The following is a 26,714-nucleotide window of genomic DNA, read 5'->3' on the forward strand; positions in this document are numbered from 1 at the left end:
AGGACACTGCATGGCAGAGGCCGAAACGGCGCAGGGAGGGGCGACTCTGGAGTCGCTCCTCCTTCCTGGTACACCAGAATCGATAAGGAAGCGGTACTTCTCGCTCGCGGAACGTGCGAAGAAGGCCGACTTTGGTCCCCTTGAGGACGACATAGTCGTTTTGGACACGGAGACTACGGGGCTTTCCTTTAGGGATTGCGACCTCATCGAGATCGCGGCGGCGAGAATCTCCGAGGGAAAGGTATCCGAGAGGTTCCAGACGTACGTGCATCCGGGAGGGCCCATCCCCAAGGAGATAACCGCGCTTACGCACATTCGCGACGTGGACGTTGCGGATGCCCCCGAGGCCCCCGAGGCCGTTGCCATGCTGGCCGATTTTGTGGGTGGGGCACCGATCCTGGCGCACAACGCGACGTTTGACAGGACGTTTATCGAGCGTACGCCCGGCGGCAGGGACGTGACAGACAACTGGATCGACACGCTGGCGCTTTCAAGGATCGCGCTGCCGCGGCTGAGCTCGCACAGACTGTCCGACATGGCGCAGGCATTTGGCTGCGACTCCGTGACGCACCGGGCGAACGCCGACGTCGAGGCGCTGTGCGGGATGTGGCGCATCATCCTGCTGGGGCTGAGCGACCTTCCCGAGGGACTGCTGACGCTTCTTGCCCAGATGCATGATGACGTTGACTGGGAGTTCAGGCCAATCATCAGGCATCTTGCACTTGAGCGCGAGGATGAGGACACGTCCTTCTCGCTCAAGGCGCTGAGGCACGAGCTTCTGAGGGAGGTTGTGGCGCAGCCAAGGCAGGACGCGGCGGAGAAGGCCGACGACCTCAAGGCGATGAGCCGCGACGAGGTTGAGGCCGCGTTTGCGCCAGGCGGGTCCGTGTCAAAGCTATATGACAGGTACGAGCCGAGGCCCGAGCAGGTCGAGATGGCGCTCGAGGTGAGGGACGCGCTGGCGACCTCGACGCACAGGTCCATCGAGGCGGGGACCGGCGTTGGGAAGTCCATGGCGTACCTGCTTCCCGAGGCCGCGTTCGCGAAGCGCAACGGCGTGACCGTGGGCGTGGCGACGAAGAGCAACGCACTTACGGACCAACTGGTATCGCACGAGCTACCTGCGGTTTCGAAGGCGCTTGGCGGAATCACGTTCACGAGCCTGAAGGGGTACGACCACTACCCCTGCCTGCACAGGCTTGACCTTGCTGTGAGAAACGACCTGCCGACCGAGTTGCTTTCCGATGCGACGAAGTCGCTCTCTGCCGTGGAGTCCGACGTCCTGACGGCGATTGCGGTCACGTACGCGTATTGCTGCCAGTCGCCCGAGGGGGACCTGGACGCGCTCGGCATCAGGTGGCGCTACGTGCCGCGGGCCCTGCTCACGACCACGCCCGCCGAGTGCCTGCGCAGCAAGTGCCCGTACTTCCCCAACGAGTGCCTGGTGCATGGCGCGAGGAGGCGAGCCGCCTCAAGCGACGTCGTGGTCACCAACCACTCGCTCCTGCTGCGCGACATCGAGATGGAGGGCAGGATACTGCCACCCATCCGCCATTGGGTGATAGACGAGGCGCATGGCTTTGAGTCCGAGGCGCGCAGACAGTGGGCAGTCGAGGTGTCCGGCGAGAAGACCCGCGCTGCCTTCGAGCTGCTGGGCGGTACCAAGAGCGGCGCCCTGCACAACGTGATGACGCATGCGGCGGGCCTTGAGGGCTCGACCCTGATCATAAGGCTTCTTACCAAGGCGGCTGCCGCAGCTGCGCGTGCCTCCGTCAGCATGGGTGACGTGTTTGTGGCGCTGCACGACCTAGGCAGGGTCTCCGGCCCGAACGGAGCCTACGACAACACGACCCTCTGGATAGACGACGAGGTGAGGGAGACGCCGGAATGGGCGGCCCTGACCGAGACCGCGCAGGTGGCCGTCGACCGCCTGGAGGAGACGACCAAGGACATCGAGTCCGCCAGGACCGAGCTCGCGAAGACCGCGCCGCAGCTTGCCGCCGAGATTTCCGAGGCGGGAAGGTTCCTGACAGAGCTGCTCGATTCCCTCAAACTCATCATGGACGGCAGGAACGAGGCCTACGTCTACTCCGCGCAGATATCGCGCAGGAAAAAGGACATGGGCTCCGACATGCTTCACGCCGAGAAGCTCGACATTGGCGCCGACCTCGGCGAGAAGTGGCTTCCCGAGATGATGAGCGTGGTGTTCACCTCCGCGACGATCGCGGTGGGAAAGAGCTTCGAGCACTTTGACCATGCTGTCGGACTCGACAGGCTAGACGCGTCGATGCACAAGGACGTGCGCCTTGCCTCGAGCTTCGACTACGACAGGAACATGTCCGTGATCGTTGCGAAGGACATGCCGCAGCCGAGCGACCCGCGGTACATCGAGCGCCTGGCAGACCTTCTGTACGACGTCCACGTCGCGATGGACGGGTCCGTGCTCACGCTGTTCACGAACCGCAGGGACATGGAGGGCGTGTACGAGATACTGAAGCCAAGGCTGGATGCGGCCGGGCTTTCGCTCATCTGTCAGGAGAGGGGTTCTTCTCCCCGGCGCATAAGGGAAAGCTTCCTGCGAGACAGGAGCTCGTCGCTGCTGGCGCTCAAGTCGTTCTGGGAGGGGTTCGACGCCACGGGCGAGACGCTGCGCTGCGTCGTGATCCCCAAGCTGCCGTTTGCGAGCCCGCGCGACCCGCTCGTTCGCGAGCGCGACCGCCGCGAGCAGCGTGCATGGTGGCGCTACTCGCTCCCCGAGGCGGTCATCGAGGTCAAGCAGGCAGCCGGAAGGCTGATCAGGACCGCCTCCGACAGCGGCATCCTGGTGCTGGCGGACTCGCGACTGGTGACGAAGCGCTATGGCAGGCAGTTCCTGACGTCGCTCCCCAAGCCATCGGGCACCATGCTCGAGTGCGAGAACGTGAGCAGGTACATAGAGATGTGGCGAAAGTCACACGAGTAGCGAGCTGGCGTAGTCGCGTACCGCCCCGCAGAGGGCAGCGTCCGAGATGGCGATGGCATTTCCGCAGGCAGAAAGCCTGCGGAGAAGCCAGTTGCCGCCAAAGTAGGCGCAGCGCGCGAGCACGTGGCCCGACGGGAGCGCCGTGAAGCTGGTCTTGTTCCAGTGGAAGGTATCCGCAAGACTTGGGTCTAGAAGTACGAAGGTGACCTGCCTGGGGGCGCTCGCCTCGGGTGCGAGCGACGGTGGATCGATGCGGGCGTCCTCGCGCACTGGCCGCAGGTTGGACATGCGATCGAGCCTGAACGTCCTCGCGCCGTTGCGCGAGAGGTCGAAGGCCTCCAGGTACCAGGAACCGTTGTCGTGATCGACACCGTGCGGCATGACCATCCTGCGCGAGGCCTGGTTGGAGAGCGACGAGGTGTAGTCGAAGCACAGGTCCTGGTTTCTTGCGATTGCCTGCGAGCAGGTGCGCAGGGCCTCTGCCTCAGAATCCGCCACGCCCGACTTTGGGGAGACGTCCCTTGGCAGGTCGTCTTGCAGGGGTCTTGCGACAAGCCCCCGTGCGAGCTTTGCGAACAGGGGGTCATCGGGCGTGACACCCGCGTGGCCAAGCGCGGAGATGAGTGCCGCGGACTCCGTCCTGGTGAGCCGGAGCGGCTTGCCCACGAGCGTGCGGAACATGAGGACAGTCTCGCTCATGTCATCCGCGGGCAGCAACGGAAGCCTGTAGAGGCTCTTGTCATCAGAGGCATCGGCAAGCATGCTGAGCAGGTGCTTTGCATGGTCGAGGCTGCATCCGAGGCGCTGCGCGACGACGTTGGCACTGATGGTCGAGCCCTCGCGGTCGAGCGCGCCGACAAGCGCGGAGAGCTGGCGGGCCTCGAGCAGACCGCCCTTGCGGCCCCGGCGCCCCGTCCTTCTCGCCCGTGCATCCGCATTGGCGGCGGGCTCCTCCGTGGCGGTGGGCTGGAGCGATGCGGCTGCGGAGAGTCTGCTTTTGTAGATATCTGCAAGCGTCGAGGGTGACTGCGGGACGAGCCCGACGTCGATGGCCCATGCCGCGGCGACGTCCTGGTTGGACACGTCCACGGTCCAGGTGCGACCGTCTTTGGAGAGGCTGCCGTACGAGGAGATCGCCCGACGCGCCTCTGGCGTGAGGGCCTGGTCGGTCTGGGGCTGGGACACGATGAAGTCTGCCGTGCAGACGACGGGCCCAAGCTGGAAGGGCAGCCTGATGTAGTCGTTTACGGAGAAGTCCGCAGGTATCTGGTAGGTATGCGATGCCAGGGGCTTGACCTTGCCAAAGCGGTCGAGCCTGAAGGTGCGCGGGCTGCCGGATAGCTGCCTGGTGCCGCGGTCGTAGTCGCAGGCCACGAAGTACGTGCTGCCCCTCATGCCAAAGGAGCCGAGCAGCGCGAGGGTGTAGTTCTTCTCGCCCGCGCCCCTTGCCTGGTAGGAGGCCGTTATGGGGTGCCGGTTCTGGAGCGCGCCCACGAGGTCTGCGAGGCGGACGTCGAAGGAGCCGGGCTCGCCTGCGTCGCGGGACGCGACGACCGTCGTGTAGCTGCGGTTTACCTTTGCGAGCGCAAGCGTGAGCTCGTCGCGGTAGGGAAACGAGGGATCGTTTGCCAGCGGCATGCAGACGACGTCGATGAGGGTCGCGTCCTCGAGGGAGAGGCCCGGGTCCGTTGCGAACGTGGCGTCAGTGTCGACGTCCCAGAGCGCGCCATCGGCCGTACGGTCGACCTCGCGGACCACGATTCCGCAGGTCGCAAGGCTCTTGCGGTCGCGCTGGAACTTCTTTGCGAACGCGTCCTCGGACATGTCCGCATAGTAGAGGTCGCGCAGCTCGCCGGTGGAAAGCGGCTTCTTGCTGTTGGAGAGGCAGATCATGAGCGAGGTGAGGCGAAGCGCCTGGAGGTCGTCGCTGTTGCGCTCCTCGTATGAGAACGACCCTTCATCCCAGTTGTCTGCTGCCATGAGCGCGACTCCCTACGACCCGTGTTGCCCTTCCGCGCACCAATATAAGGTAGGTTATGCGCGTTTGGGAAACGCGGGGACATAAGACGTATACTTTGACGATGGAGTAGTAGCGGATTTGGTTGTCTTGGCAAAGGACAATAGCATGGCGACAACGCGCACCTATCTTGATTATCTTGACGAGAAGATCGATATCTCGCCCGCTAATAGCCAGGAGGAGCTCGATGCAGCGGAGCTGATTGGCTCCCTTATGGAAGAGCACGGACTCGACGTCCAGATGCAGGAGTTTGACGCCCCGTCGCAGGGTGACCTCGCACACAATGTGCTTTACATCGTTATGTTTGTTGGCATTCTTCTGGCGGGATTCCTCTCCACGTGGGCGGGAGTCCTGGGGCTCATCCTCGTGGCGGTTTCGTTTGTCTTCCTGGCACTTGCGTATGCGGGACACGACGTCCTGGCGAACCTTGGCCCGCGCGGCAGGAGCCAGAACGTCATAGGCGTCCACCGCGCGTCCGGCCCGCTTGTGATGAAGGGCAACCGCCCCATCGTGATCGTGGCTCACTACGACAGCCCCAACGAGGACCTGCTGAGCCACCCGGGGATCTCCGCGTACCAGCCCATGATCAGGCGCGCCACGTTTGTGTGCAGCGTGATCGTTCCGCTGTGCGCGCTCTTCCAGCTGCTGGTGTTTCTGCCGGAAGGCTTTAGGCGCATCTTCTGGATCGTTGGAATCCTGGCGTCGCTCCCGCTGCTTCTGGTGGGAGTCTCCGCAATCTACCAGAGGTTTGCCCCCTGCACCACGGGCGCGAGCGACAACAAGTCCTCGCTTGCGGCGATGCTGGGCGTGATGGACATGGTTGCCCCGCACGACGACGCCGCCAAGCGCTACGTCGCACTCCACCCCCGCAGGCAGGAGCAGATGGCGTACGACCAGCCCGCCCCCGAGGACGGCGCGGACCAGTACTATGCCGCGGCGGCCGCCGAGGGCCAGCAGCCCGAGGGCATGGCGCCGCAGGAGGCACCCGCCGGCTACGAGGAGGGGCAGTTCTTCTCGCCCGAGGGCGCGCCGGCGAACGGTGCGGCGACGGACATGCCGTACGCCGAGCAGGGTGCCCAGGAGCAGTACGCGCAGCCGCAGGAGTATGACGCCGCCCAGCAGTACGCGCCCGAGCAGGGTCAGTACTATGAGCCCTATGAGTCTGGTACCGAGGCGCCGGCATACGACGGCGAGGGACAGGCGACTCCCGCGGGCGAGGGTGCGGAGCAGTATGGCGAGAAGGGCGAGGCGCCGTACGAGGAACAGCCTCAGACGGCGCCCGTGGACGAGACGATCGTGCGCGAGTCGGCCGTTCCCGTCGAACGCGAGCAGGCTTCCACGGAGCAGCCGCAGGGCGACGGTCACCCGGCGTCGAAGGCGGCGGGCCTTGCCGGGTTCTTCCGTAAGGCTGCCGACAGCGTGACGGAACGCGTGCAGGGATTCCGCAAGGGCAACGCCGAGCGTAGCAACGCGGTTTCGACTGCTGCCGGCGAGGCCGGTGCTCCCTCGGCGTCCGAGCGTGGATTTGCCGAGGACGGGTTCGCGACGAGCGGGCAGCAGGCGACAGGCAACCGCGAGGACGAGCCGACCGCCGGCGCCGCCGGTACCAACCGTGGTGACGTGACGGGTGCCCACGACGTGAGGACGCGCTCCGGCCAGCGGCTTGAGGACATCATCCCCGAGGTTGGGGAGAACCCGTTTGACGGCAACGTCCGTCGCGGCCCCGACTTTGTGGGCAGCCTGAACATCCTGCCGACCGACTGCGAGATCGTGTACGACAACCCGCCGCGTCCGAAGCCCGACCTGACGAAGCTTCCCCAGGTGCCAGAGATTCCCGACTTCGAGAAGGAGTACGAGGAGAAGTACGCACACCTGTATGAGCAGGGCGCGGAGGCCGCTCCTCAGGAGGAGCGGGGCTACGAGCCTGCCGAGCACGTGGCGACCGACGGCAGCCAGCCGCAAGACGTCGTGTACGAGCCGTACGACCCCGCGGCCTCCGTGGACGAGACGAACGTGAACCCGTACATGGTCCAGGAGCATCCGACCGTCGACTACATACATTATGTGACGTACGACGAGCAGTACCCGATAGTGGAGGAGTACGAGGTTCTGGAGGAGCCCAAGCCCGAGCCGACTCCGGAGCCCAAGCACGGACACATGGCGCCGGCGGCGCAGTCCGAGGACAACTCGGCGGCACAGGCGCCGACCGAGACCGAGATTCCGGCAGAGCCGCAGGAGCCAGAGGTCCCCGCGCAGCAGACAGATGACAGCGAGGACGCAGCCGCCGCTGCGGCAGCCGAGGCGCTGTGGGGCACGCAGCCGAGCCAGCAGGCGGAGGCGCCCGCAGCCGAGCCTACCGATGACGCGCAGGCTGACGCCGACGCGCGTAAGTCGAAGCTGATCGACCTTCCGGAGATTGCTCCTACCACCGCGGCGCCCAACCAGGATGAGGCGCAGTCCGCCGCTGGCAGCACGGAGCCCGAGGGAACCCCCCAGGACCAAGGCTCGACCAACGGTCCAGAGGACTACTACGTGCCCGTTGACGACGAGCCGGTTGCTCCGTACTACGAGGACGAGCCTGCAAACGAGGACGAGCCCGCGACTGAGCCCGCGCCCGAAGCGCGGGAAGCCGCGCCGGTGGAGGCCTCGGCTGCAGATGCTACGAACGCGGGCGCCTCTGACGGCGATATGCGGGACATGGCATATGCGCCGGCGGAGGACGAGGCGACTGCCGCAAGCGAAGAGGCATGGGAGACGATCTCGAGCAACGGGGCTCCCGTGGAAGATGCCGCCGAGTCCGAGCGCTCCGGCGAGAAGAGGCCTGGCTTCTTTAGCGGCCTGCGGGCAAAGCTTGCGTCTGCCTTTGGAAAGGGTGGCAAGAACGAGCGCTCGTCCTTCTCGCCCGAGGGGACGCAGCAGAACGAGAGCCTTGACTCGACCATGGACATGCCCGTCCTGGACATGAACGAGTACGAGCCCGCGAGTTCGTGGGATGACGAGCCGACCGAACCCGCGCCGGCCGTTGGCGACAGCGACGAGGCCGCGGCACCCTCGGACGAAACCGAAGAGGAAGCCACGCCCGCGCCGGAACAGCCGGCAGAGCCTACGGAGCCGACGGCAGGGGAGGAGCCCGCTCCCGCTGAGGGCGTGGAGTCCGAGCCGCAGCAAGCCGAGCCTGAGTATGCCGAACCCAAATCAGAGCCCGAACCAGAGCCGGACTATATAGAGTCCGATGCCGCGAGCTATCCCGACGCGTACGAGGAAGCTCCCGAGGAGCAGCCCGAGGACGAGGCTCCCACGGTTGACGTGACGGAAGAGCCCGAGGCTGCGGCCCAACCCGAGCCTGCGGCCCAACCCGCGCCGGCGGCCGAACCGGATTGGGAGCCGACCCCCGCGGAGGAGGCTCCCTTGCAGGAGCCTGCGGAGGAGCCCGCTCCCGTCGAGCCGAGCGCACCGGCCGTCGAGCCTCGCGCGCCCAAGTACAACTACTTTGTGGATGACACCCCCATCGTGGAGGACTACGAGGTCATAGGCGATTCGGGCGAGAAGAACGTGCCGCCTTCGCAGGAAGACAACGGATACAGGGACGCGTCTGATGGCGATGCCGCGGATGCCACGACCAAGCTCGGTACCGTCGACGACTACGCGTCGGATACGTACGAGGAGCTTGAGAGCACGGCGCACATGCGTCCCCTCAAGCGGACCGCGACGCTGAGGGACGAGTACACGGACAGGGTCGAGCCGATGCCCCGCGTGGGTGAGGAGGCCTCGCCCATCGAGCCCCTGTACGACGACGCGGAGCAGCCCGTTCCGGACAACGACCAGGCTGTTGAGCCGGAGGCGCCGACCGAGGAGCCCGAGCCCATGCCAGAGGCGGAGTCCGAGGAGGTCACGCCTCGCGAAGAGCCTGCAAGTCAGACGGCGGAGCCCGCTCCTGACGCGTCGGACCAGGTCGAGCCTGAGCCGGAGGCGACCGGGGATCAGGACGCCACGGACCCCGCTGCAGAGGCGATGTCCCACCTGAACTTTGCGCCAAACGAGGAGGTGCCGGAAAGCGAGCTGGAATCCAAGGACGCATCGGGGCTCGACGCGCCTGTGGACGATCCGGACGCCGCAAGGCAGGAGAAGGTTCCCGAGCCTCGTCCCATCGACGATCCCAACTGGGGTCGCAGCGAGTACCGGCCCGAGGCCAGCTCCATCGCGCGCCGCGCGGTGCTGTTCGACCTGCCCGACCCAAGCGAGTCCTCGAGCGACCCGTTTGCATCTGGTCCGCTTGACGGTGCCAAGAAGGCCGCCAACGCCGGACGCACGCCCGTTGGCGCCGGCGCGGAGCGCGCCGAGTCCGGCCCCGTTGGCACGCGAGAGCCGATTGGCCTGGTAAAGGGGGCACAGCCCATGCAGAACGAGGCCATGCGCTTTAGCGTCGACCGCAACAGGAAGAAGGCCCCGACCCATCACAAGGTGAAGCTTCCCAACCTGTTTGGAGGCCGTCCCAAGAAGCTCGACCCAAGCGAGGGACAGGAATCCATGAGCGAGTGGCTTGGCGTCGAGGAGGACTACGACGCCAAGAAGGACGGCCGCAAGATTGGCGACTGGGACCACTTCAACGAGCCCGACGAGGGCGAGGGCGAGAAGAACCAGCGCAAGGGTAGCTGGAAGGGCGGTGCCACGACGCGAGCCGGCTTCAGGGTCGTCGAGGGTGATGCGCCCGACGGCGCGAATCCCGCCCAGGGCGACGTGCCTGCCGACGGACAGTACGAGGACCAGCCCTACGATCAGCAGCCCCAGCAGGATGCCGACGCACCCGCGGAGGCAGAGGGCTACGACCTGTACGGAACCCCGACCGAGCAGCCCGAGGCCGCTGGCCAGAACTGGGACGACCCTGCCTACCAGCAGGAGGCTTACCAGCAGGGGGCCTATCAGCAGAATGGCCAGATGCCGCCCGAGCCGACGCAGGAGGACCTGCGCCAGGCGGTGCTGGGCATGAGCGACGACGAGCTCCTCGCGCACGACATCTACTTCGTGGCGCTTGGCGCCTCCGCCAAGGACCATGCGGGCATGAAGCACTTCCTGGCGGACCACCGCCGCGACATCAGGGGTGCCTTCCTGGTGAACCTTGACTCCATCGGCGCGGGCGACCTCGTGTTCCTCACGCACGAGGGTAGGACCAACACGCGCAGGGCCGACAGGCGCATGGGAAGAATGCTCCTCAACATCGCCAAGGACCTCCACATCCCGCTCGGCCGCGCGAAGCACGACTGGGGCGAGACGGACGCGACGCTCGCGATGCAGAACTCCGTGCGAGCAGCCACGCTCATGGGCGTGGGCCCCGGCGGCGTACCCGCGCTTTCCGCAACGTCCGAGGACGTTCCCGAGAACGTGAACCCCGCCCAGGTGGTCGACGTGACCGACCTGATCGCGGAGCTCATACGCCGCTCGTAGGCACTGGATTCGACTTGGAAGGCAACCGCAAGCGTAGGGAAGGGCAGGCCATGGCACGCAGGGCTGAGGACGAACATCGCGAGGACGGGGTCACCCCCGAGCTCGACCAGCTTTCCAGCACCCTGATGGGCGACGCGTTTGACCTGCTCGCGGCTGGCAAGGACGTGGACGTGCTGCTGGTGGTGGAGGACGCCGGCGGCAGCGCGGCCTCGTACGCGTTTTCCGACGACGGCATGGAGGAGTGCCTTGCCGGGGCACACGCAAAGGTGCGCGACCTCAGGCACGCGCACGGCGACCCCGAGGTGGGCCTCGGTGAGCCCGTACGCTACGCGATAACGTACGAGGGTGCCGTGGCCGACGAGTCGGGCGCCTACCAGGATGCCGTGCTCCTGGAGTTTGGCGAGAAGGGCTACAAGTCCTACTCCGCATACTCCTACGTGAAGGGCAGAGGCGAGGGTGACGGCTTCGCATGGACGGAGCCCGCGCCCGCCGGCGAGGTGGAGCCGCTGCTGTAGGCGGCACGTTCTTCTCGCCCGGCGCAGACAGGCGAAGGCAGGGGAGAAGGACGACGCATCCCAGTTGCAAGCGATGCGGTAGCAGTTTAGATGGAAAGCCAAAACGCAGACGATGCGCCTCGCGGCGCTGTTATAGAGTCATGCGGGTACCAGGCGATAGACAGAAGAGGTAGACATGCTCCAGGAGCACATCAGGAACATTGCAATCATAGCGCACGTCGACCACGGCAAGACGACGCTCGTCGACCAGATGCTCAAGGCGACGCACGCCTTCAGGGAGAACCAGCAGGTGCAGGAGCGCGTGCTTGACTCCAACGACCAGGAGCGCGAGCGCGGCATCACGATCCTTGCGAAGAACATCTCGATCGAGTACCGCGGCGTGAAGATCAACGTGATCGACACCCCGGGCCACGCGGACTTTGGCGGCGAGGTCGAGCGCGTCCTGAAGATGGCGGACGGCGCCGTCCTGCTGGTTGACGCCGCCGAGGGCCCCATGCCCCAGACGCGCTTTGTGCTTTCCCACGCCATCGCGGCGAACCTGCAGATCATGATCTGCATCAACAAGATCGACCGCGAGGGCGCCAACCCCGAGAAGGCCCTGAACGACTGCCTCGACCTGATGATGGACCTGGGCGCCGACGACGACCAGCTCGAGTTCGCGATGGAGCACGTGGTGTACGCCTCCGCCGTGAACGGCTACGCGCGCCTGGACCCCAACGACGGCAACATGGACATGTACCCGCTGCTCGACATGATCGTGGACGCGCTGCCCGCGCCGGACGTGGACGTGGACGGTCCCCTCGCCATGCAGTGCGTGACCGTGGACCACTCCGACTACGTGGGCCGCATCGGCATCGGCCGCATCTACAGCGGCACCATCCACGACGGCGACAAGATCCTGGTGGTGAAGAACGACGGCTCCCGCACGATGAGCCAGGTCAAGCAGCTCTTCACGTTTGACTACCTGGGCCGCAAGGAGTGCAGCGAGGCCGAGGCCGGCGACATTGCGGCCGTGGTGGGCCTTGACTCCACCGACATCGGCGACGTGTACACCGACCCCGATAACCCCGTCGAGCTTGACCCGATCGAGATTGACCCGCCGACCCTCTCCATCATCTTCGAGGCGAGCACGAGCCCGCTCGTGGGTCGCGAGGGCGACATCGTGGGCGGCCGCCAGCTGAAGGAGCGCCTGGAGCAGGAGCGCGAGAACAACGTGACCATGCGCATCGAGGAGACGCCGGACAAGACCGGCGTGGAGGTTGCCGGCCGAGGCATCCTGCACCTCTCCGTCCTGATGGAGCAGATGCGCCGCGAGGGCTTCGAGTTCCAGGTCGGCCGCCCCAAGGTCCTGTTCAAGAAGGACGAGAACGGCAACAAGCTCGAGCCGATCGAGGAGGCCGTCGTCGAGTGTCCCAACGACTACTCCGGCAAGGTGATCGAGGTCTTTGGAAACGCCGGCGGCACCATGAGCAACATGAGCGCAGGCATCCAGCAGACCCACCTGGAGTTCCGCATCCCCACGCGCGGCATCATGGGCCTCAAGACCCGCATCATGAACGTGACCCACGGCGAGGCCGTGTTCTATCACAACTTCCTGGAGTACGGCCCGTTTGCCGGCGAGATCGGCGGCCGCCAGAACGGCGCCATGATCTCCATGTCGACCGAGAAGGCCGTAGCCTACGCGTTGGGCACCCTGCAGGACCGCGGCCAGCTCTTTGTTGGCCCCGGCGACGAGTGCTACGAGGGCATGCTCGTGGGCGAGCGCTCCAAGCCCGGTGACATGGTGGTCAACGTGGCCCGCACCAAGCAGCTGGGCAACCAGCGCAGCTCCACGGCAGACATCGCCGTGCAGCTGACCCCGCCGCGTCGCTTCACCCTCGAGGAGGCGCTGGAGTACATCATGGACGACGAGCTGGTCGAGGTCACGCCCAAGAGCATCCGCATGCGCAAGCGCATCCTGTCCGAGACCGAGCGCCGCAAGTGGCGCGTCAAGAACGGCCTCGTCAACAAGTAGCCTGCGACGGCAGACAAGCCGCAGTTAAGGAGGAGCCGGCGAGAAGGATGCGAAGTTCTTCTCGCCGGCTTTGCGTTGCACGCAGCTTTGGGATGGCCGGGGCCGTGGTGCTGAGGGCCGTGAGACCGAGGGCCGTCTTGCGGCTAGCTTTGGCTGGAGTCCGTATCAGGTGAGTCCGAACTGGGACCGGCGTCCGTATCCGCATCGGGCGATCCCAGGTCCACGTCGTCCTCCACGATGATCCTGTCGATCACGGGGCTGCCGTCCTGGTCGTCATCCGCGCTGCCAGCGTTGCCGTTGGCGTTGCCAGGGCGCGCGCCGTCCTGGGAGTCCTCGCGTTTCTCGAACGTGACCTGGTAGTTGCCTGACTTGCCAAGGCGCTGCAGGATGCGCTTGGAGCTTTCGACCCCGTCCTCCTTTGCCATGTGGTAGATGACCTTGACGCGCCGCGTGACGGCCGGCGCGAGGTTGACGTTGGCGGGGGAGAGGATGTTGAACCTGAGCGAGACGCGCCTGGTCAGGACGACCACCGCCACGCAGATGGCCGCGGCCCACTGGCTCGTCACGTCGAGGTGGAAGACGAGGATGTGGTAGCTCAGGGCCCCGGCAACCGCGCACAGCGCGTAGAAGTTGCTGCGTTGGAAGATGCGGGGCGTGTCTCCCAGGAAGATGTCTCGCAGCATGCCGCCGCCCACGCCCGTCACCGTGCCGAGGAGCACCACCGCCCAGGCGTTGAGCCCGTAGACGATCGCCTTGTCGGTACCTGCCGCGACGAAGAGCCCGACGGATATGATGTCGACCCACTCGAGCAGGTGGGGGAAGCGCTTGAGGGCGTTGGGGAAGAGAAACCCAAGGAAGCCGACCGCGACCGTCATCGGGATGGCGTAGGGCGACTTTGCCATGTAGACGTCGTTGTGCTGGATGATGATGTCGCGGATGAGGCCGCCGCCCAGCCCGCCGACCATGGCGAGGACGATGTATCCCACGAGGTCGAGCTTGCGCTCGCGCGCGACGAGGATGCCGGACACGGAGCCGACGGCCACGGCGGAGGCGTCGAGCCAGGCGGGGATCGCGACGGCGGTCACGTCGGGGCCGGTGGCGGATATGAGGGAAGGGAGCACGTTCTTCTCCTCTGGACAAAGGTTCGTGACATGGGTCGGACTCTGAATATAGGCGTTGCGGATTGACACGTCCGCCCGCGAAGTGAAGAATGGGGCGAAATCCCAGACGATTGGAGTAGCCGTGGTTACCACCCAGATGTTGACGATAGGCTCAGGCAAGGCAGAGGGCATGATCTTTGGCGAGCTTGGGGGAGAAGGACATGCATCCCTCATCGCGATCAGGTGCCAGCGCGGCTACCTGATGTGCGGCTACCTGAGCCTCGAGAAGGCCGAGGCGCTGGGCGACGCAGCGGTGCGCGTTGCGGGCGGAAGCTTTGAGGACGTGCTGGCCAACAAGATAACCGGCATGACGCCCCAGGCGGCCGAGCTCGGCGTCACGGCGGACATGACCGGCGCCCAGGCGGCCGAGGTCCTCAACCGCTAGCCGGTTTGGGCAAGATTCCGCCTTTTGAAGAAATAATGGTAGTAGCCACGCGGCGCAAAGTAATGTATACTTACGTCCGCGGTTTTGAGGAGAGTTGTCCGAGTGGCCGAAGGAGCACGATTGGAAATCGTGTATACGCCTAAAGCGTATCCTGGGTTCAAATCCCAGACTCTCCGCCAGAATACTTGCGTGGCGCCTTCGGGCGCCACTTTTAAATAGCCAATACCCCACGGAGGGGTGGCAGAGTGGTTGAATGCGGCGGTCTCGAAAACCGTTTACCCGCCTTGCGGGTACGAGGGTTCGAATCCCTCCTCCTCCGCCATTTGAGCTGATGCGGGCAGGACCTAGGGTCCTGCCCGTTTTTTTGTTGCGCGGCGGGCGCGGCTGGGACCAATCGACTCTAATCCCACCGCATCTTGCGGCGGGCTTTACTTTAGAGTGGACATACAAGATACTTTCCCAACGAATGCAGGGCGCGAGGCCCGCAGGGTTGGACGCGCCGCAAGGCATCCAGAAGGAGCGTGCGCATGAGCGACAAACGAGACGCCTACTACTCGAGGTCGTGGAAGCTTCTCTCGCATGACAAAGGCTGGTGGAAGGTTCTCCTCGTGATGGGCATCGCGGACTTCGTGCCCGTGGCCGGTGCCCTGGGCACCTTTGGGTACCGCCTGGAGTGGGCGCGCCTCACGGCATGGGGCGTGGACTCCTATCCCAAGCAGAAGAACGTCCGCGTGGGCGAGTGCATCAAGAGCGGCTGGCGCGGCTTTGTAGGGTTCCTGGGCTGGGCCGTGGTCTGGGCCATCGTCTACGGCGGTATCAACAGGCTGGCGAACGGCAACGACACGGTGAGGCTCCTGCTGGACATCGCCACGCTCTTCGTGGGTGTGCTCTACCTGGTCGTGGCGCTCCGTGCGACGGTCTACCAGAACTTCAAGGCGGCCTATCAGGTCAACAGGGTCTGGGACATGGTCAAGGCCGACTTTGGTGGCTTTGCCAAGATCGTGGGCATCGGGTTCCTGATTGGGCTCATCTTCGGCGTGATCCTCTTCGTGCTCGGCCTCGCAATCTTCATGCCCGTCCTCGTCAACCTCTTCTTCGGCATCGGGGGAATGACGTCGTCCAGCGACCTGATTGTCAGGATGCCCGAGATTCTCTCCGCGCTCAGCGGCGTGTTCCCGGCCATCGCGCTCCTGTGCTACGCGGCAAGCCTCGCGAAGAACTTCGAGGAGCTCATCGTCACGACGGCGGTCGGCCTGTGGATGCGCAACTTCGACGTCCCGCACTGGGGCGCGAGCAAGGACCCGCTTCCCGCCACTGCGGCGCTGCCCGAGCCCACCAAGCCCCAGGACCCCACGCAGCCTCCCGCCGATGGGCCTGCCACGACGCCCCAGCCTGGCCCCGACGGATCGGACGGCCCCACGATTCTGTAGAGTCGGTGGACGCCCCGTGGCCCATCAGGGCCAAGGGCGAGAAGAACAACCCATGTACGTGCGACGACGTGTCCCCAGCCAGCTATCCGCAGACTGGGGACATCCATATGCAAGCCGGCTTTGCTAGCGTCGCGTGAAAGAGGCGTGGGGCTGATGCGACGTGTGGGGAACGTATGGTGAGTCTGGGAATGTCGGCGTCTTGGGATGGGTGAGAAGTTCGTGTGTTACGATTGCAAATCGACCTTTCCTGCTCCGGATGATACCTTCACAAACCGGAGCCGTTAGCCCAGAGGAGGTGACCACATGAAGGCTTATGAACTGCTGTATTTTGTCGATCCCGCGGCCACTGAGGAGGCTCGCGCCGGCGTCTCCAAGCGTATTGACGTCGCTGTCACCGAGAACGGCGGCACCATCGACAACGTCGAGGACTGGGGCAAGCGCAAGCTCGCCTTTGAGATCGACAAGCTCACCGAGGGTGACTACATCCTCGTCGACTTCCACGCAGACCCCGCTCAGATCGCCGAGCTCGATCGCGTTCTCCGCATCAACGATACGGTGAAGCGTCACATGATCGTCCGTCGCACCGACAGGGACTAGTTAGGAAGTGCGGGCGCCTGCGCCCGCGGATGAGAGGCGTGAGCAAGCATGAGCATCAACAGGGTGAACATTTCCGGCAACCTCACTCGTGACCCGGAGCTGCGTTCGACCTCCGGTGGCACCCAGGTCCTTACCTTTGGCGTCGCCGTGAACGACCGTCGTCGCAACCCCCAGTCCGGCGAGTGGGAGGACGTCCCCAACTACATCGATTGCGTCGTGTTCGGCAACCGTGCCGAGCCGCTCAGCCGTTTCCTCTCCAAGGGTACGAAGGTTGCCATCGAGGGCAAGCTTCGCTGGAGCTCCTGGGAGCGCGACGGTCAGAAGCGCAGCAAGATCGAGGTCATCGTGGACGAGGTCGAGTTCTTCTCGCCCAGGAACCAGGGACAGCAGGGTGGTGGCCAGCAGGGCAATGGTGGCTACCAGAGCTATTCCGCACCCGCGCCCGCGCGCGCTCCACAGCCCTCGCGTCCTCCCGTTCAGACGCCGCCCTCGGCTGACGTCTACGACGAGGACATCCCGTTCTAGATTTTTTGATGGCGGTCACCTTCGGGCGGCCGTCGAACGAAAGGCAAATAGACATGGCTAAGCAAAGGCAAGTTGAACAGCGCCAGCCGCGTCGCAAGTATTGCCAGTTCTGCAAGGAGGGTGTCGAGTTCATCGACTACAAGGACACCCAGCTCCTTCGCAAGTACATGACTGACCGCGGCAAGATCAAGCCGCGTCGTGTCACTGGCGCCTGCACGCAGCATCAGCACGACATCGCGGTCGCCATCAAGCGCGCCCGCGAGATGGCTCTCCTGCCGTACACCGTCACCGTGGTTTCCAGCCGCGGCGGCCGCAATCGCGGCTAGTTGAGCCTGTGAGAAGGACGTAGCATCCTTGGCTGACACTTCTGAAAACGACCGCCCGCCCGTTCCCGGCAGCGTTGGGAGCGACGAGGGCGTACGGGAAGTGACGAAGGGCCCAAAGGCCGTCCAGGGGGCCCTCTTCTGGACGATGCTGGGCGGGGCCTGCATGTTCGCGGGCGTTGAGCTCGCGAGCATCATCGCGGCCTACGGGATCGGCCTCTCGCTCCAAGGCGGGAGGGGGTCCAGGCGCTCATCGTTCGTGGTGTGCTGCCTGTCCGCCGTTCTCGTGTGCGTGCTTGCGGGTCCCGAGCAGATTCCCTACGCGCTCGTGGGGTGTCTGGCGGCATTCTCCTTCTCCGGAGACGGGTCGGAGGCGGAGGTCTCGACGGGGGTCAAGTGCCTTGCCGTCCTGGTCCTTGCGGTCCTGGGCGCTGGGATAGACGCGACGTACGCCTATCTCAACGGCACGAACCTGCCCGCCGTGATAGACCAGGCCGTGAGGACCTACGCCAAGGTTGCGAGCCAGTCCACCAGTGCCGACATGAGCGACCAGATCGCGACGGTCCGCGCACTGGCCAAGGTCTACTGGCCGATGGCGTTCGTCAGCAACGCCATCGTGCAGGCACTCTGCGCCCATGTGGGTGGTGTGCTTGCGGCTCGGAAGCGGAACGCCCGGACCTCCCGGACGTTTTGCGAGTTCGACGCGCCGGTGTGGGTTGCCATCGTCTTCGTGGCGGGTGTGGTCCTGAGCCTAGCGGGGCCGTACGTGCCGACCTGGTCCTCCCAGGTGAAGATGGTGGGAGAGAACGTGCTCAACACCGCCAGGATCGCCCTGGGGCTCCAGGGTCTGGCGGTCGCCCTGTGGTACGCGAGGAAGGCGGGCCTTGGCCCCCTGACACGTGCGCTGCTGGTGATGGTCGCGTTCTACCTCGAGGCGTCCTTCTTGATAGTGAGCGTTCTGGGTCTTGTGGACATATTCGTGGCAAACTTCCGCGGGCTTCCTCGCGGGAAGGCGAAGTCCCAGCAGGGCCCAACAGAGAGTAAGGAGTCGGCGTAAGCCGACCAACAAAAGGAGTTCCCATGAAAGTCATCCTTCTGGGTGAGCTCAGGGGCAAGGGCGGCGAGGGCGACATCGTAGAGGTCGCTCAGGGCTATGCGGAGAACTATCTGTTCCCCCAGAGGATCGCTCAGCCTGCCACCCCGGGCAACATCAAGCAGCTTGAGGAGCGCCGCCACAACATCGAGAAGCGCGAGGAGAAGCGCATCGCCGATGCCAACGCGACGAAGGCAAAGCTCGACGGCCAGTCCGTCACCATCGACGCCAAGGTGGGCGAGAACGACCAGCTCTTTGGTGCCGTTACCGCCGCTCAGATCGCGGACGCGATCAAGGACCAGCTCGGCGTCGAGGTCGACCGCAAGCGCATTTCCACCGGTGGCGCCATCAAGACCGCCGGCTCGCACGTGGTTGACGTCAACTTCTACCGCGAGATCAGCTCGAAGGTCACCGTCCTCGTTGGCGTGACCGCCGAGGCCGAGGCGGAGGAGGAGCCTGCCGAGGAGGCCGCAGAGGCCGAGTCCGAGCAGCCCGCCGCCGAGGAGTCTGCCGAGTAGCGTCAGACCCTTGCGAAAGGCGTGGCCCTGAGCTGGGATTTTCAACAGGAATTGCAGGTAGGGGCCACAGTCTGCCAAAGGATTGGCAACTTGTGCAAAGAGCACGGGTCACTCGAACAGACTTTCGTTCGGGTGGCCCGCGCTTTGCGTTTGGGACCGACACTCAATCTACCTGCGGAAACGCAACGTTTCCGCTGTTAGATGGGCTATTCTTGAAAGGCCGCTGAGCTTACGTCCGCAAGGCGTCTCGTGGAGCCAAGATGTTGAAAACTCGCCTTCCAACATTTTTCCAAAATTGTTGAAAAGTGAGAAAAGCCAAGAAATGCCCGCTTAGGGCGTCCCGGTATCAACAAAACGGCGTTCATAGTGCGTGGCGGCTCTTACGCGGGGTTGACAAAGACATGACGGCGCGCTTAGGCACGAAGGTGCCGAAGGCGCGAGAGGAACGGAAGAAGCATGGCCGAGAGTACGTACGATAGCTACGCCACGCCAGGTGGGAACGGCGGGCAGGAGCACGTGATGCCGCAGGACCTCGCGGCGGAGAAGAGCATACTCTCGGCCATGCTGCTTTCCCAGGAGGTCCTGCAGGAGTGCCTTGTCGCCCTCAACGAGGACGACTTCTACCTCTACTCCCACAAGGCGATCTTCCGCGCGATGAACGAGCTGTTCGACCGTGGCCAGGTCGTGGACCCCGTCTCGCTCGCGGACCACCTGCGCAGCACGGGCAACCTCGACCGCGTGGGCGGGATGGCCTACATCCTCGACCTCAACACCAACTCGTTCTCGCTCGCCAGCTGGCAGCATCACGTCGAGATCCTCCACAGGGACGCGACGCTCCGTGCGATCATCGAGGCGGCCTCCAAGATCACGGCGCTCGCCTTCGACGCGCCGGAGGACACGAAGGAGGTCGTGGACTCCGCCGAGAACCTCCTGCTGGGCGTCACTAACCGTGAGATAGGCGACAGCTACTCGACCCTGACCGACGTCATGGGCGACCTCTACAACGAGCTGAGCGAGATGAGCCAGAACCCCCAGGGGATGATCGGCGTCTCGACCGGCTACCCCGGGATCGACGCGAGCCTGCAGGGCCTCCGCCCCGGCCAGATGGTCGTCGTCGGCGCCCGACCCGGCGTGGGCAAGACGTCCTTCGCGCTCAACCTTGCGGTCAACGCCGCGGCCGCGGGCGCGAGCGTCGCGTTCTTCTCGCTCGAGATGAGCAAGGCGGAGATCGCGCAGCGCCTGCTTTCCGCACAGGCCAAGATCCCGCTCTCCGCCATCCGCGGCGGCAACATCAAGGACGACCAGTGGCCCACGATCCTGGACGCCACGCGCGACCTGTCGCAGCTCGACATCATGATCGACGACACGCCGGGCACGACGGTGACGGAGATCAGGGCCAAGGCGCGCCGCATGCTCAAGGACAAGCCCAAGGGCATGGTCATGGTCGACTACCTGCAGCTGCTCTCGCCACCGGCGGGCGGGCACCGCGCTGACAGCCGCGCAACAGAGGTCTCCGAGATGTCGCGCGGCATCAAGATCATGGCGAAGGACCTCGAGGTCCCCGTGGTGGCGCTATCGCAGCTCAACCGTCAGGTAACGGACAGGAAGGGCCAGCGCCCGCAGCTTTCCGACCTGCGCGAGTCCGGCTCCATCGAGCAGGACGCCGACATCGTCATCCTGCTGGACCGCTCCATGACCGAGGAGGAGGCCGCGCGCGACGACCGCCCGGACATGAACGTGACGGAGTTCATCATCGCGAAGAACCGTTCCGGCCCGCTCAACATCGTGCCGCTCATGTTCCTGCCCGGATCCACCAAGTTCGTGGAGGTCGACACCAGGCACATGGAGTAGCGCGGAAGAATTGCATACGGCGTCAGTTTGGGGGCGCGAGAAGGGCGGCGGCTCTTCTCGTGCCCTATACTGTGACGTGCCGGCGCAGGTGCGCCGAAGGCAGTTTTTGACCCAACAGGAGGATGCAATGCCTGCAACAGTGCTCGTTGGTACGCAATGGGGAGACGAAGGCAAGGGCAAGGTGACCGACCTCATCTCGGGCGACTTCGACGTCGTGTGCCGCTACGCCGGTGGCGCGAACGCCGGCCACACGGTGGTCGCCAACGGGCACAAGCTGGCCCTGCACCAGGTGCCCTCCGGCGTCATGTACAAGGGGACGTACCCCGTGATCGGCAACGGCTGCATCGTGGACCCCGAGGTGCTGCTGGGCGAGATCGACACCCTCGAGGAGCAGGGCATCTCGTGCGATGACCTCAAGATCTCCGGCAACGCGCACATCGTCATGCCGTACCACAAGGACCTCGACGGCGCGCACGAGAAGAAGCTCGGCAAGAACCTGATCGGCACCACCAAGCGCGGCGTCGGTCCCTGCTACATGGACAAGATGAACCGCACGGGCCTGCGCATCCAGGACATGCTGGACGAGAAGATCTTCCGCGAGAAGCTGGAGGCGGCCCTCAGCTACACCAACCCCATCCTCGAGAAGGTCTACGAGCTCCCCACCTACACCGTCGACCAGATCTGCGAGACGTACCTGCCGTACGCCGAGCGCATCCGCCCGTACATCGTGGAGAGCTCGCTCTTCCTGAACGAGCAGCTCGAGGCCGGCAAGAACATCCTGTTCGAGGGCGCGCAGGCCACGATGCTCGACATCGACCACGGCACGTACCCCTTCGTCACCTCCTCCAACTGCACCGCCGGCGGCGCGGTCACGGGCTCGGGCGTCGGCCCCACCCACATCAAGCGCGTCCTGGGCGTCGCGAAGGCCTACCTGACGCGCGTGGGCTCCGGTCCCTTCCCCACGGAGCTGTACGACGAGATCGGCGACAAGCTGGGCGAGGTCGGCCACGAGTACGGCGTGACCACCGGCCGCAAGCGCCGCTGCGGCTGGTATGACGGCGTCGTCGTCAACTACGCGGCCCGTGTCAACGGCCTGACGGACCTGGCCATCACCAAGCTCGACGTCCTGGGCTGCCTGGACGAGATCAAGGTCTGCGTCGCCTACGAGTGCGACGGCAAGCGCTACACCACCGTCCCCGAGCACCAGAGCGTCTTCTACCACGCGAAGCCCGTGTACGAGACGCTCCCGGGCTGGAAGTGCGACATCTCCGGCGTCCGCAACTTCTACCAGCTGCCGCGCGAGGCCAAGGACTACATCGACTTCCTCGAGCAGCTGGCGGGCGTGCGCGTGTCCATCATCACCGTCGGCCCCGACCGCGAGCAGACGATCGACCGCTACTGGAAGTAGGCACACGTGAGCGCCGCCTCCGCAAACAAGAAGTTCGCCATCGTGTGCGACAGCGCCTGTGACCTCCCCCTCTCCACGCTGGAGAGGGCGGGGGTCGCCCTCGTTCCGCTCGTCGTGCGCATGGGCCACGAGCAGTTTCGCGACTGCCTCGACATCGACACGCCCACGTTCTACCGCGAGTCGCCCAAGCACAAGGGGCAGATAAACACCTACTCGCCGTCCGAGGTTGACTTCCTCACCGTCTACCAGGCGCTGGCCGAGCAGGGCTGGGATCGCATCGTGTCGCTCCACGTGTCGTCGCAGATGCGCGACGCCGGCGAGGTGGCGCGCTCCGCCGTGTCCAAGGTGCAGGGCGCAAAGGTCACGGTCATCGACACCCATGCGGTCTCCGCGGAGTACGCCCTCGTGCTGTCGCGCCTCGTGTGCGACCGCAACGCGGGCCTGGACACCTACGAGGCCGTCGAGCGCGCCCAGGCGCTCTCGGCGTCGTCGCGGATGCTCATGATTCCCACGCCCGATGCGGACGTGGCGGCCGGCATCGGCCACAAGCGCAAGGGCATCCTGGGGCAGATGAGCATGCTCCAGAGGCGCGCCCTCAACGTGCGCGGCCTCGTCAAGGTGACGCCCGACGGCCAGGCGGAGGAGATCTTCTCGTCCTCCGACATGGCGCGCATCGCCGGCGTGCTGGCGCGCACGCTCAGCCGCTACTCCGCAAAGGTGGGCGCCATCACCTACGCCGAGATGTACTCCGGCGACCCCAGGATCCTCCAGAAGGTGGAGAAGCCCCTGGACACCAACGAGTTCGAGTCGGCTTGCGCGGCCGTGCTCAGGGCGAACCCCAGCACCTGCGCGCAGCTCGGCATCGGCGCCGTGGGCATAGCCTACGCGCCAAGCTCGCTCATCACCGCCGAGGAAGCCGCCTCGGTTCTCAAACCAAAGGCCGCCCAGTAGCGGGCGGCGTCGAGCCCAAGGAGGGCATCATGGCTGGTACTGACAACAAGATCGACATCCTGCTACTGGGCTCCGGCGGCCGCGAGCACGCCATCCTGGCAAAGCTCGCCGAGTCGCCCCGTGCGGGCAAACTGTACGTGGCGCCGGGCAACGGCGGCATGTACCAGCTGGCCCAGAAGGTGGACGTGGACCAGGACTCCCCGGAGTCGGTCGCGGCCTTCGCAAGGGAGAAGAACGTCGGCCTCGTGGTGATAGGCCCCGAGGCACCGCTCGTCGCAGGCGTGGCCGACGCCGTGCGTGCGGAGGGCATTCCCGTCTTCGGCCCCAGCGGCAAGGCGGCGCAGATGGAGGGCTCCAAGAAGTTCGCCAAGGAGGTCATGGCGCGCGCCGGCGTCCCCACGGCCAGGTACGAGTCGTTCACGGACGAGCAGGCCTGCGCGGACTACGTCCGCAAGGTGGGCGGTCCCATCGTGATCAAGGCCGACGGCCTCGCCGCGGGCAAGGGCGTGATCGTGGCCCAGACCACCGAGGAGGCCCTCGACGGCGTGCACGAGTGCTTCAACGCCTTTGGCGACGCGGGCAACGTCGTCGTGGTGGAGGAGATGCTCGAGGGCCCCGAGTGCTCGCTCCTCGCGCTGACCGATGGCAAGACCCTCGTGCCGCTCGCGACCTCCCAGGACCACAAGCGCGCCCTCGACGGCGACCGCGGCCTCAACACGGGCGGCATGGGCGTCTACTCGCCCGTGCCCATCCTGCTGCCGGGCGAGCTTGACCAGATGGTCGAGATCGAGCGCAAGGTCGTGGCCGAGCTCGCGGCGGAGGGCAACCCCTACAGCGGCTGCCTGTACGGCGGCTTCATGCTCACCAAGGACGGCCCCAAGGTACTCGAGTTCAACGCGCGCTTTGGCGACCCCGAGACGCAGGTCGTGCTGCCCCGCATGAAGGGCGACCTGGTGGAGTGCTTCCTGGCCTGCGACAACGGCACCCTGAGCCCCGACATGGTGAGCTGGGACGACGACTGGGCCGTATCCGTGGTCCTCACGAGCGCGGGCTACCCCGGCCACTACGAGAAGGGCAAGCTCATCCACGGCATCGACGACGCCAACGCGATGGACGGCGTGACCGTCTACCACGCCGGCACCAAGCTGGACGAGGACGGCAACGTCTACACCAACGGCGGCCGCGTGCTCGACGTCACGGCCGTGGCCCCCACGTTCGAGGACGCGCGCAACCTCGCCTACGAGGCCTGCGACAAGATCTGGTTCGAGGGCAAGACCTATCGCCACGACATCGGTATCAAGGCGATCAAGGGCCGCGCGAACCTGTAGCGCCCGAGTGGGTACAACCTAGCTAGCAGTAAGTCGCGGCGCCTCGGGCGCCGCGACGCGTATACGCAAGCAAGGGGGACACGGTGTCGAAGGACAGCAAGCAGGAACAAGGTCAGAAGGAGCCCGCCCAGCAGAAGGCGACGGACGGCAAGGCAGCGCGCAAGGCCGGCGCGGGCGAGAAGAACGCGACCACGGAGGTGCACGCGGGCCTTGGCGAGGAGCCGCTCGAGGAGGAGCCGTACTACAGCACGGCCGACGAGGACGAGTTCGCTGACGACCTGGACCTGGACGACGACCCGGATGGCTCCGAACTTCTCGACCACGCCATCGAGGGCATGAAGGCGGGCATGGGCGCCTTCACGTTCGACGGCGACCGCTCGCGGCACGACCACAAGTCCGGCGCCCCGCAGAGCCGTCACCTGGTGCTGGGGGACGACGACCCGCGCGACAAGGGCCTCACGGAGCAGGTCCTGGGCGAGGACGTGGTCTTCAGGGGCCACGTGTTCAACGTCGACCGCCTGCGCGTGCAGCTGCCCGACGGCGCCCGTGCCGAGCGCGACGTGGTGCGCCACCCCGGCGCCGTGGCCATCGTCGCGCTCACGGAGGACGGTCGCATCTGCCTGGTGAGGCAGTACCGCGCGCCGCTGGGTCGCGTGACGGTGGAGATTCCCGCCGGCAAGCTGCAGCCGGGGGAGGACCCGCTCGACTGCGCCCGACGCGAGCTGCAGGAGGAGACCGGCATGAAGGCGAAGAAGATGGCCTTCCTGACCACGATCGCCACCTCCGCCGGCTTCGCGGACGAGCTCATCCACATCTACATGGCCACGGGCCTCACGCTGGCGGAGTCGAGCCCGGACGCGGACGAGTTCATCAACGTCGACCTCGTGGAGCTCCCGGAGCTGGTCGACGCCGTGCTCGACGGTCGCATCGAGGACGCCAAGACCGTGGTGGGCGCCTTGGTGTGCGACGCCGTGGCGCGTCGCCTGGGATAGCCGGAGCCTGCCCGGAGCCTCGACCGGCCACCCGCGCCCGCGCGCCGTTTGGGTGCGTGGGCGTGGTGTGCGCCCGCGCCGCGCGTTCGCAAGCGCGGTGTAAAACGGATATCATGGACGGGTTAGTCGGCAGCGGTCGGGGGAGTTCATGCCAAGGGAGAAGGACAGGTCGCACAAGCGGCGCACCCTCAACGCCCAGGAGGCGGAGGAGCTCTTCTCGACCGTGGACGAGACCGGCCACACCAACGAGGAGACCGCCAAGCGCCAGCGCAGCCGGCGCAGCCAGGGCCGCCACGGCGTCGAGGTCGACCCGCTTTCCGACAAGGACCCCTCGGGCTCCAACCTGGGCGAGGTCATGACCAGGACGGCCACCATCATCCTGCTGATATTCTTCCTCGGCATAATGGCGCTGCAGGTGTCCTGTGGCGTGGCGCGCCGCGTGAGCACGGAGTCGCTTGGCAACCAGGTGAGCATCTCGACCGTGGTCTCCGCCATGAACAACGGCGTGGAGTGGGGCAACGGCTACACGCAGTTCCCGGAGGACTTCTCCGTCCAGGAGGCGGACGAGAACACGCACCGCATCGAGGTGACCGTCACGGACGAGACCTCGAGCGACGTGCTGGGGGTCTTCTCGTCCTCGCAGATCCAGGCGGCGGCCCTCGCCACCAACGCGCTCATGAACCCCGACATCAACACCGTCATCTACAACGTGAACGTCCACGTGGACAAGAACGGCAAGATCCAGAAGTCGCAGCTGCTGGGCTACCTCAAGCCAACGGGCGAGGTCAAGAGCCTGATGACCTTCGTCTGGACCAAGACGTCCACGTCGCAGGGCGTGCGCTTCAACTGCTCCATCACGGGCGTGGACGCCGCGACGGAAAAGCAGCTGCGCGGCTCGATCACCAACGGCGTGCTTGACCAGGTGTTTGGCCCCAGCGCGGACGACAAGTCCGACTCTGGCACCACGACGGTCACCACCACGATCGGCAACACGACGACCAACAACAAGACGGGCACGACGGGGTCGACCAGATCGACCACGGCATCCAGTTCGACCAGCTCGACAACGTCGTCCGGCTCCACCGGCACGGGCACCGCGGCCACCAAGGGCACGAGCTCCTAGGCGCGCTCGCGGCGTCGCGGCGCCATCCCTATACTGTAAGCAGCCTGTGGGAGCGGGTTGGCCCACGGGTGGAGAAGAAC

The 26,714-nt window shown here is 65.5% G+C and carries 19 protein-coding genes and 2 tRNA genes; 19 read left to right on the plus strand and 2 right to left on the minus strand.

Going from position 1 to position 26,714, the window contains the following annotated elements:
- Positions 1–10: 10 nt before the first annotated feature.
- Positions 11–2,962: a helicase C-terminal domain-containing protein gene (locus ACI38Z_RS04350; protein WP_439788963.1), complete on the plus strand. Its 2,952-nt coding sequence runs from the start codon at positions 11–13 to the stop codon at positions 2,960–2,962.
- Here ACI38Z_RS04350 and ACI38Z_RS04355 read toward each other — a convergent pair.
- Positions 2,951–4,942, minus strand: a complete 1,992-nt coding sequence (locus ACI38Z_RS04355) for a helix-turn-helix transcriptional regulator (RefSeq protein ID WP_439788964.1) — start codon at positions 4,940–4,942, stop codon at positions 2,951–2,953. The genes ACI38Z_RS04350 and ACI38Z_RS04355 overlap by 12 nt on opposite strands.
- A 145-nt stretch (positions 4,943–5,087) precedes the next feature.
- On the opposite strand from ACI38Z_RS04355, the gene ACI38Z_RS04360 reads away from it, so the two are divergent.
- From ACI38Z_RS04360 to typA, 3 genes are all read left to right on the plus strand, one after another.
- Positions 5,088–10,421: a hypothetical protein gene (locus ACI38Z_RS04360; protein WP_439788965.1), complete on the plus strand. Its 5,334-nt coding sequence runs from the start codon at positions 5,088–5,090 to the stop codon at positions 10,419–10,421.
- 50 nt (positions 10,422–10,471) lie between these two features.
- Complete coding sequence (locus tag ACI38Z_RS04365; RefSeq protein ID WP_439788966.1) at positions 10,472–10,936, plus strand: hypothetical protein; 465 nt, start codon at positions 10,472–10,474, stop codon at positions 10,934–10,936.
- Positions 10,937–11,111: 175 nt separating this feature from the next.
- Positions 11,112–12,950, plus strand: a complete 1,839-nt coding sequence (typA, locus tag ACI38Z_RS04370) for a translational GTPase TypA (RefSeq protein ID WP_439788967.1) — start codon at positions 11,112–11,114, stop codon at positions 12,948–12,950.
- 143 nt (positions 12,951–13,093) lie between these two features.
- Here the strand turns inward: typA and ACI38Z_RS04375 are convergent, their stop codons facing one another.
- Positions 13,094–14,071, minus strand: coding sequence for a trimeric intracellular cation channel family protein (locus ACI38Z_RS04375; protein WP_439788968.1), 978 nt, complete (start codon positions 14,069–14,071; stop codon positions 13,094–13,096).
- 121 nt (positions 14,072–14,192) lie between these two features.
- Here ACI38Z_RS04375 and ACI38Z_RS04380 point away from each other — a divergent pair, with 121 nt between their 5' ends.
- The 15 genes from ACI38Z_RS04380 to ACI38Z_RS04450 all read left to right on the plus strand — a co-directional run bounded on the left by ACI38Z_RS04380 (position 14,193) and on the right by ACI38Z_RS04450 (position 26,634).
- Positions 14,193–14,495 (plus strand): DUF1805 domain-containing protein, encoded by a 303-nt coding sequence (locus ACI38Z_RS04380; protein ID WP_439788969.1) that lies wholly within the window; start codon positions 14,193–14,195, stop codon positions 14,493–14,495.
- A gap of 88 nt (positions 14,496–14,583) precedes the next feature.
- A tRNA-Ser gene (locus ACI38Z_RS04385) sits at positions 14,584–14,674 on the plus strand.
- Between the two features lie 52 nt (positions 14,675–14,726).
- Positions 14,727–14,817 (plus strand) — tRNA-Ser (locus tag ACI38Z_RS04390).
- Positions 14,818–15,022: 205 nt separating this feature from the next.
- Positions 15,023–15,925 (plus strand): DUF4013 domain-containing protein, encoded by a 903-nt coding sequence (locus tag ACI38Z_RS04395; RefSeq protein WP_439788970.1) that lies wholly within the window; start codon positions 15,023–15,025, stop codon positions 15,923–15,925.
- A 303-nt stretch (positions 15,926–16,228) separates the two neighbouring features.
- Positions 16,229–16,522, plus strand: a complete 294-nt coding sequence (gene rpsF, locus ACI38Z_RS04400) for a 30S ribosomal protein S6 (protein WP_439788971.1) — start codon at positions 16,229–16,231, stop codon at positions 16,520–16,522.
- 48 nt (positions 16,523–16,570) lie between these two features.
- Positions 16,571–17,047 carry a single-stranded DNA-binding protein gene (locus tag ACI38Z_RS04405; protein ID WP_439788972.1) on the plus strand — a complete coding sequence of 159 codons (477 nt, stop codon included), beginning with the start codon at positions 16,571–16,573 and terminating at the stop codon, positions 17,045–17,047.
- A gap of 53 nt (positions 17,048–17,100) precedes the next feature.
- Positions 17,101–17,373, plus strand: a complete 273-nt coding sequence (gene rpsR / locus ACI38Z_RS04410; protein ID WP_439788973.1) for a 30S ribosomal protein S18 — start codon at positions 17,101–17,103, stop codon at positions 17,371–17,373.
- Between the two features lie 28 nt (positions 17,374–17,401).
- A complete protein-coding gene (locus tag ACI38Z_RS04415) occupies positions 17,402–18,427 on the plus strand; it encodes a DUF2232 domain-containing protein (RefSeq protein ID WP_439788974.1) in 1,026 nt (341 codons plus the stop codon).
- A gap of 23 nt (positions 18,428–18,450) precedes the next feature.
- The gene (rplI, locus tag ACI38Z_RS04420; protein ID WP_439788975.1) at positions 18,451–18,981 is read left to right on the plus strand and encodes a 50S ribosomal protein L9; all 531 of its coding nucleotides are present in this window, start codon (positions 18,451–18,453) and stop codon (positions 18,979–18,981) included.
- A gap of 456 nt (positions 18,982–19,437) precedes the next feature.
- Positions 19,438–20,832: a replicative DNA helicase gene (dnaB, locus tag ACI38Z_RS04425; RefSeq protein WP_439788976.1), complete on the plus strand. Its 1,395-nt coding sequence runs from the start codon at positions 19,438–19,440 to the stop codon at positions 20,830–20,832.
- Positions 20,833–20,959: 127 nt separating this feature from the next.
- Entirely contained in the window at positions 20,960–22,240 is a 1,281-nt protein-coding gene (locus tag ACI38Z_RS04430) for an adenylosuccinate synthase (RefSeq protein WP_439788977.1), read from the plus strand.
- Between the two features lie 6 nt (positions 22,241–22,246).
- Positions 22,247–23,191 (plus strand): DegV family protein, encoded by a 945-nt coding sequence (locus ACI38Z_RS04435; RefSeq protein WP_439788978.1) that lies wholly within the window; start codon positions 22,247–22,249, stop codon positions 23,189–23,191.
- Between the two features lie 29 nt (positions 23,192–23,220).
- Entirely contained in the window at positions 23,221–24,519 is a 1,299-nt protein-coding gene (gene purD / locus ACI38Z_RS04440) for a phosphoribosylamine--glycine ligase (protein ID WP_439788979.1), read from the plus strand.
- Positions 24,520–24,866: 347 nt separating this feature from the next.
- On the plus strand, positions 24,867–25,511 hold the full coding sequence (locus ACI38Z_RS04445) for an NUDIX domain-containing protein (RefSeq protein WP_439788988.1): 645 nt from the start codon (positions 24,867–24,869) through the stop codon (positions 25,509–25,511).
- Between the two features lie 148 nt (positions 25,512–25,659).
- Positions 25,660–26,634 (plus strand): hypothetical protein, encoded by a 975-nt coding sequence (locus ACI38Z_RS04450; protein WP_439788980.1) that lies wholly within the window; start codon positions 25,660–25,662, stop codon positions 26,632–26,634.
- The last annotated feature ends 80 nt before the right edge of the window (positions 26,635–26,714 follow it).

Origin of the sequence: Parafannyhessea sp., assembly GCF_051876455.1 — a bacterium.
Taxonomy (GTDB): Bacteria; Actinomycetota; Coriobacteriia; order Coriobacteriales; family Atopobiaceae; genus Parafannyhessea.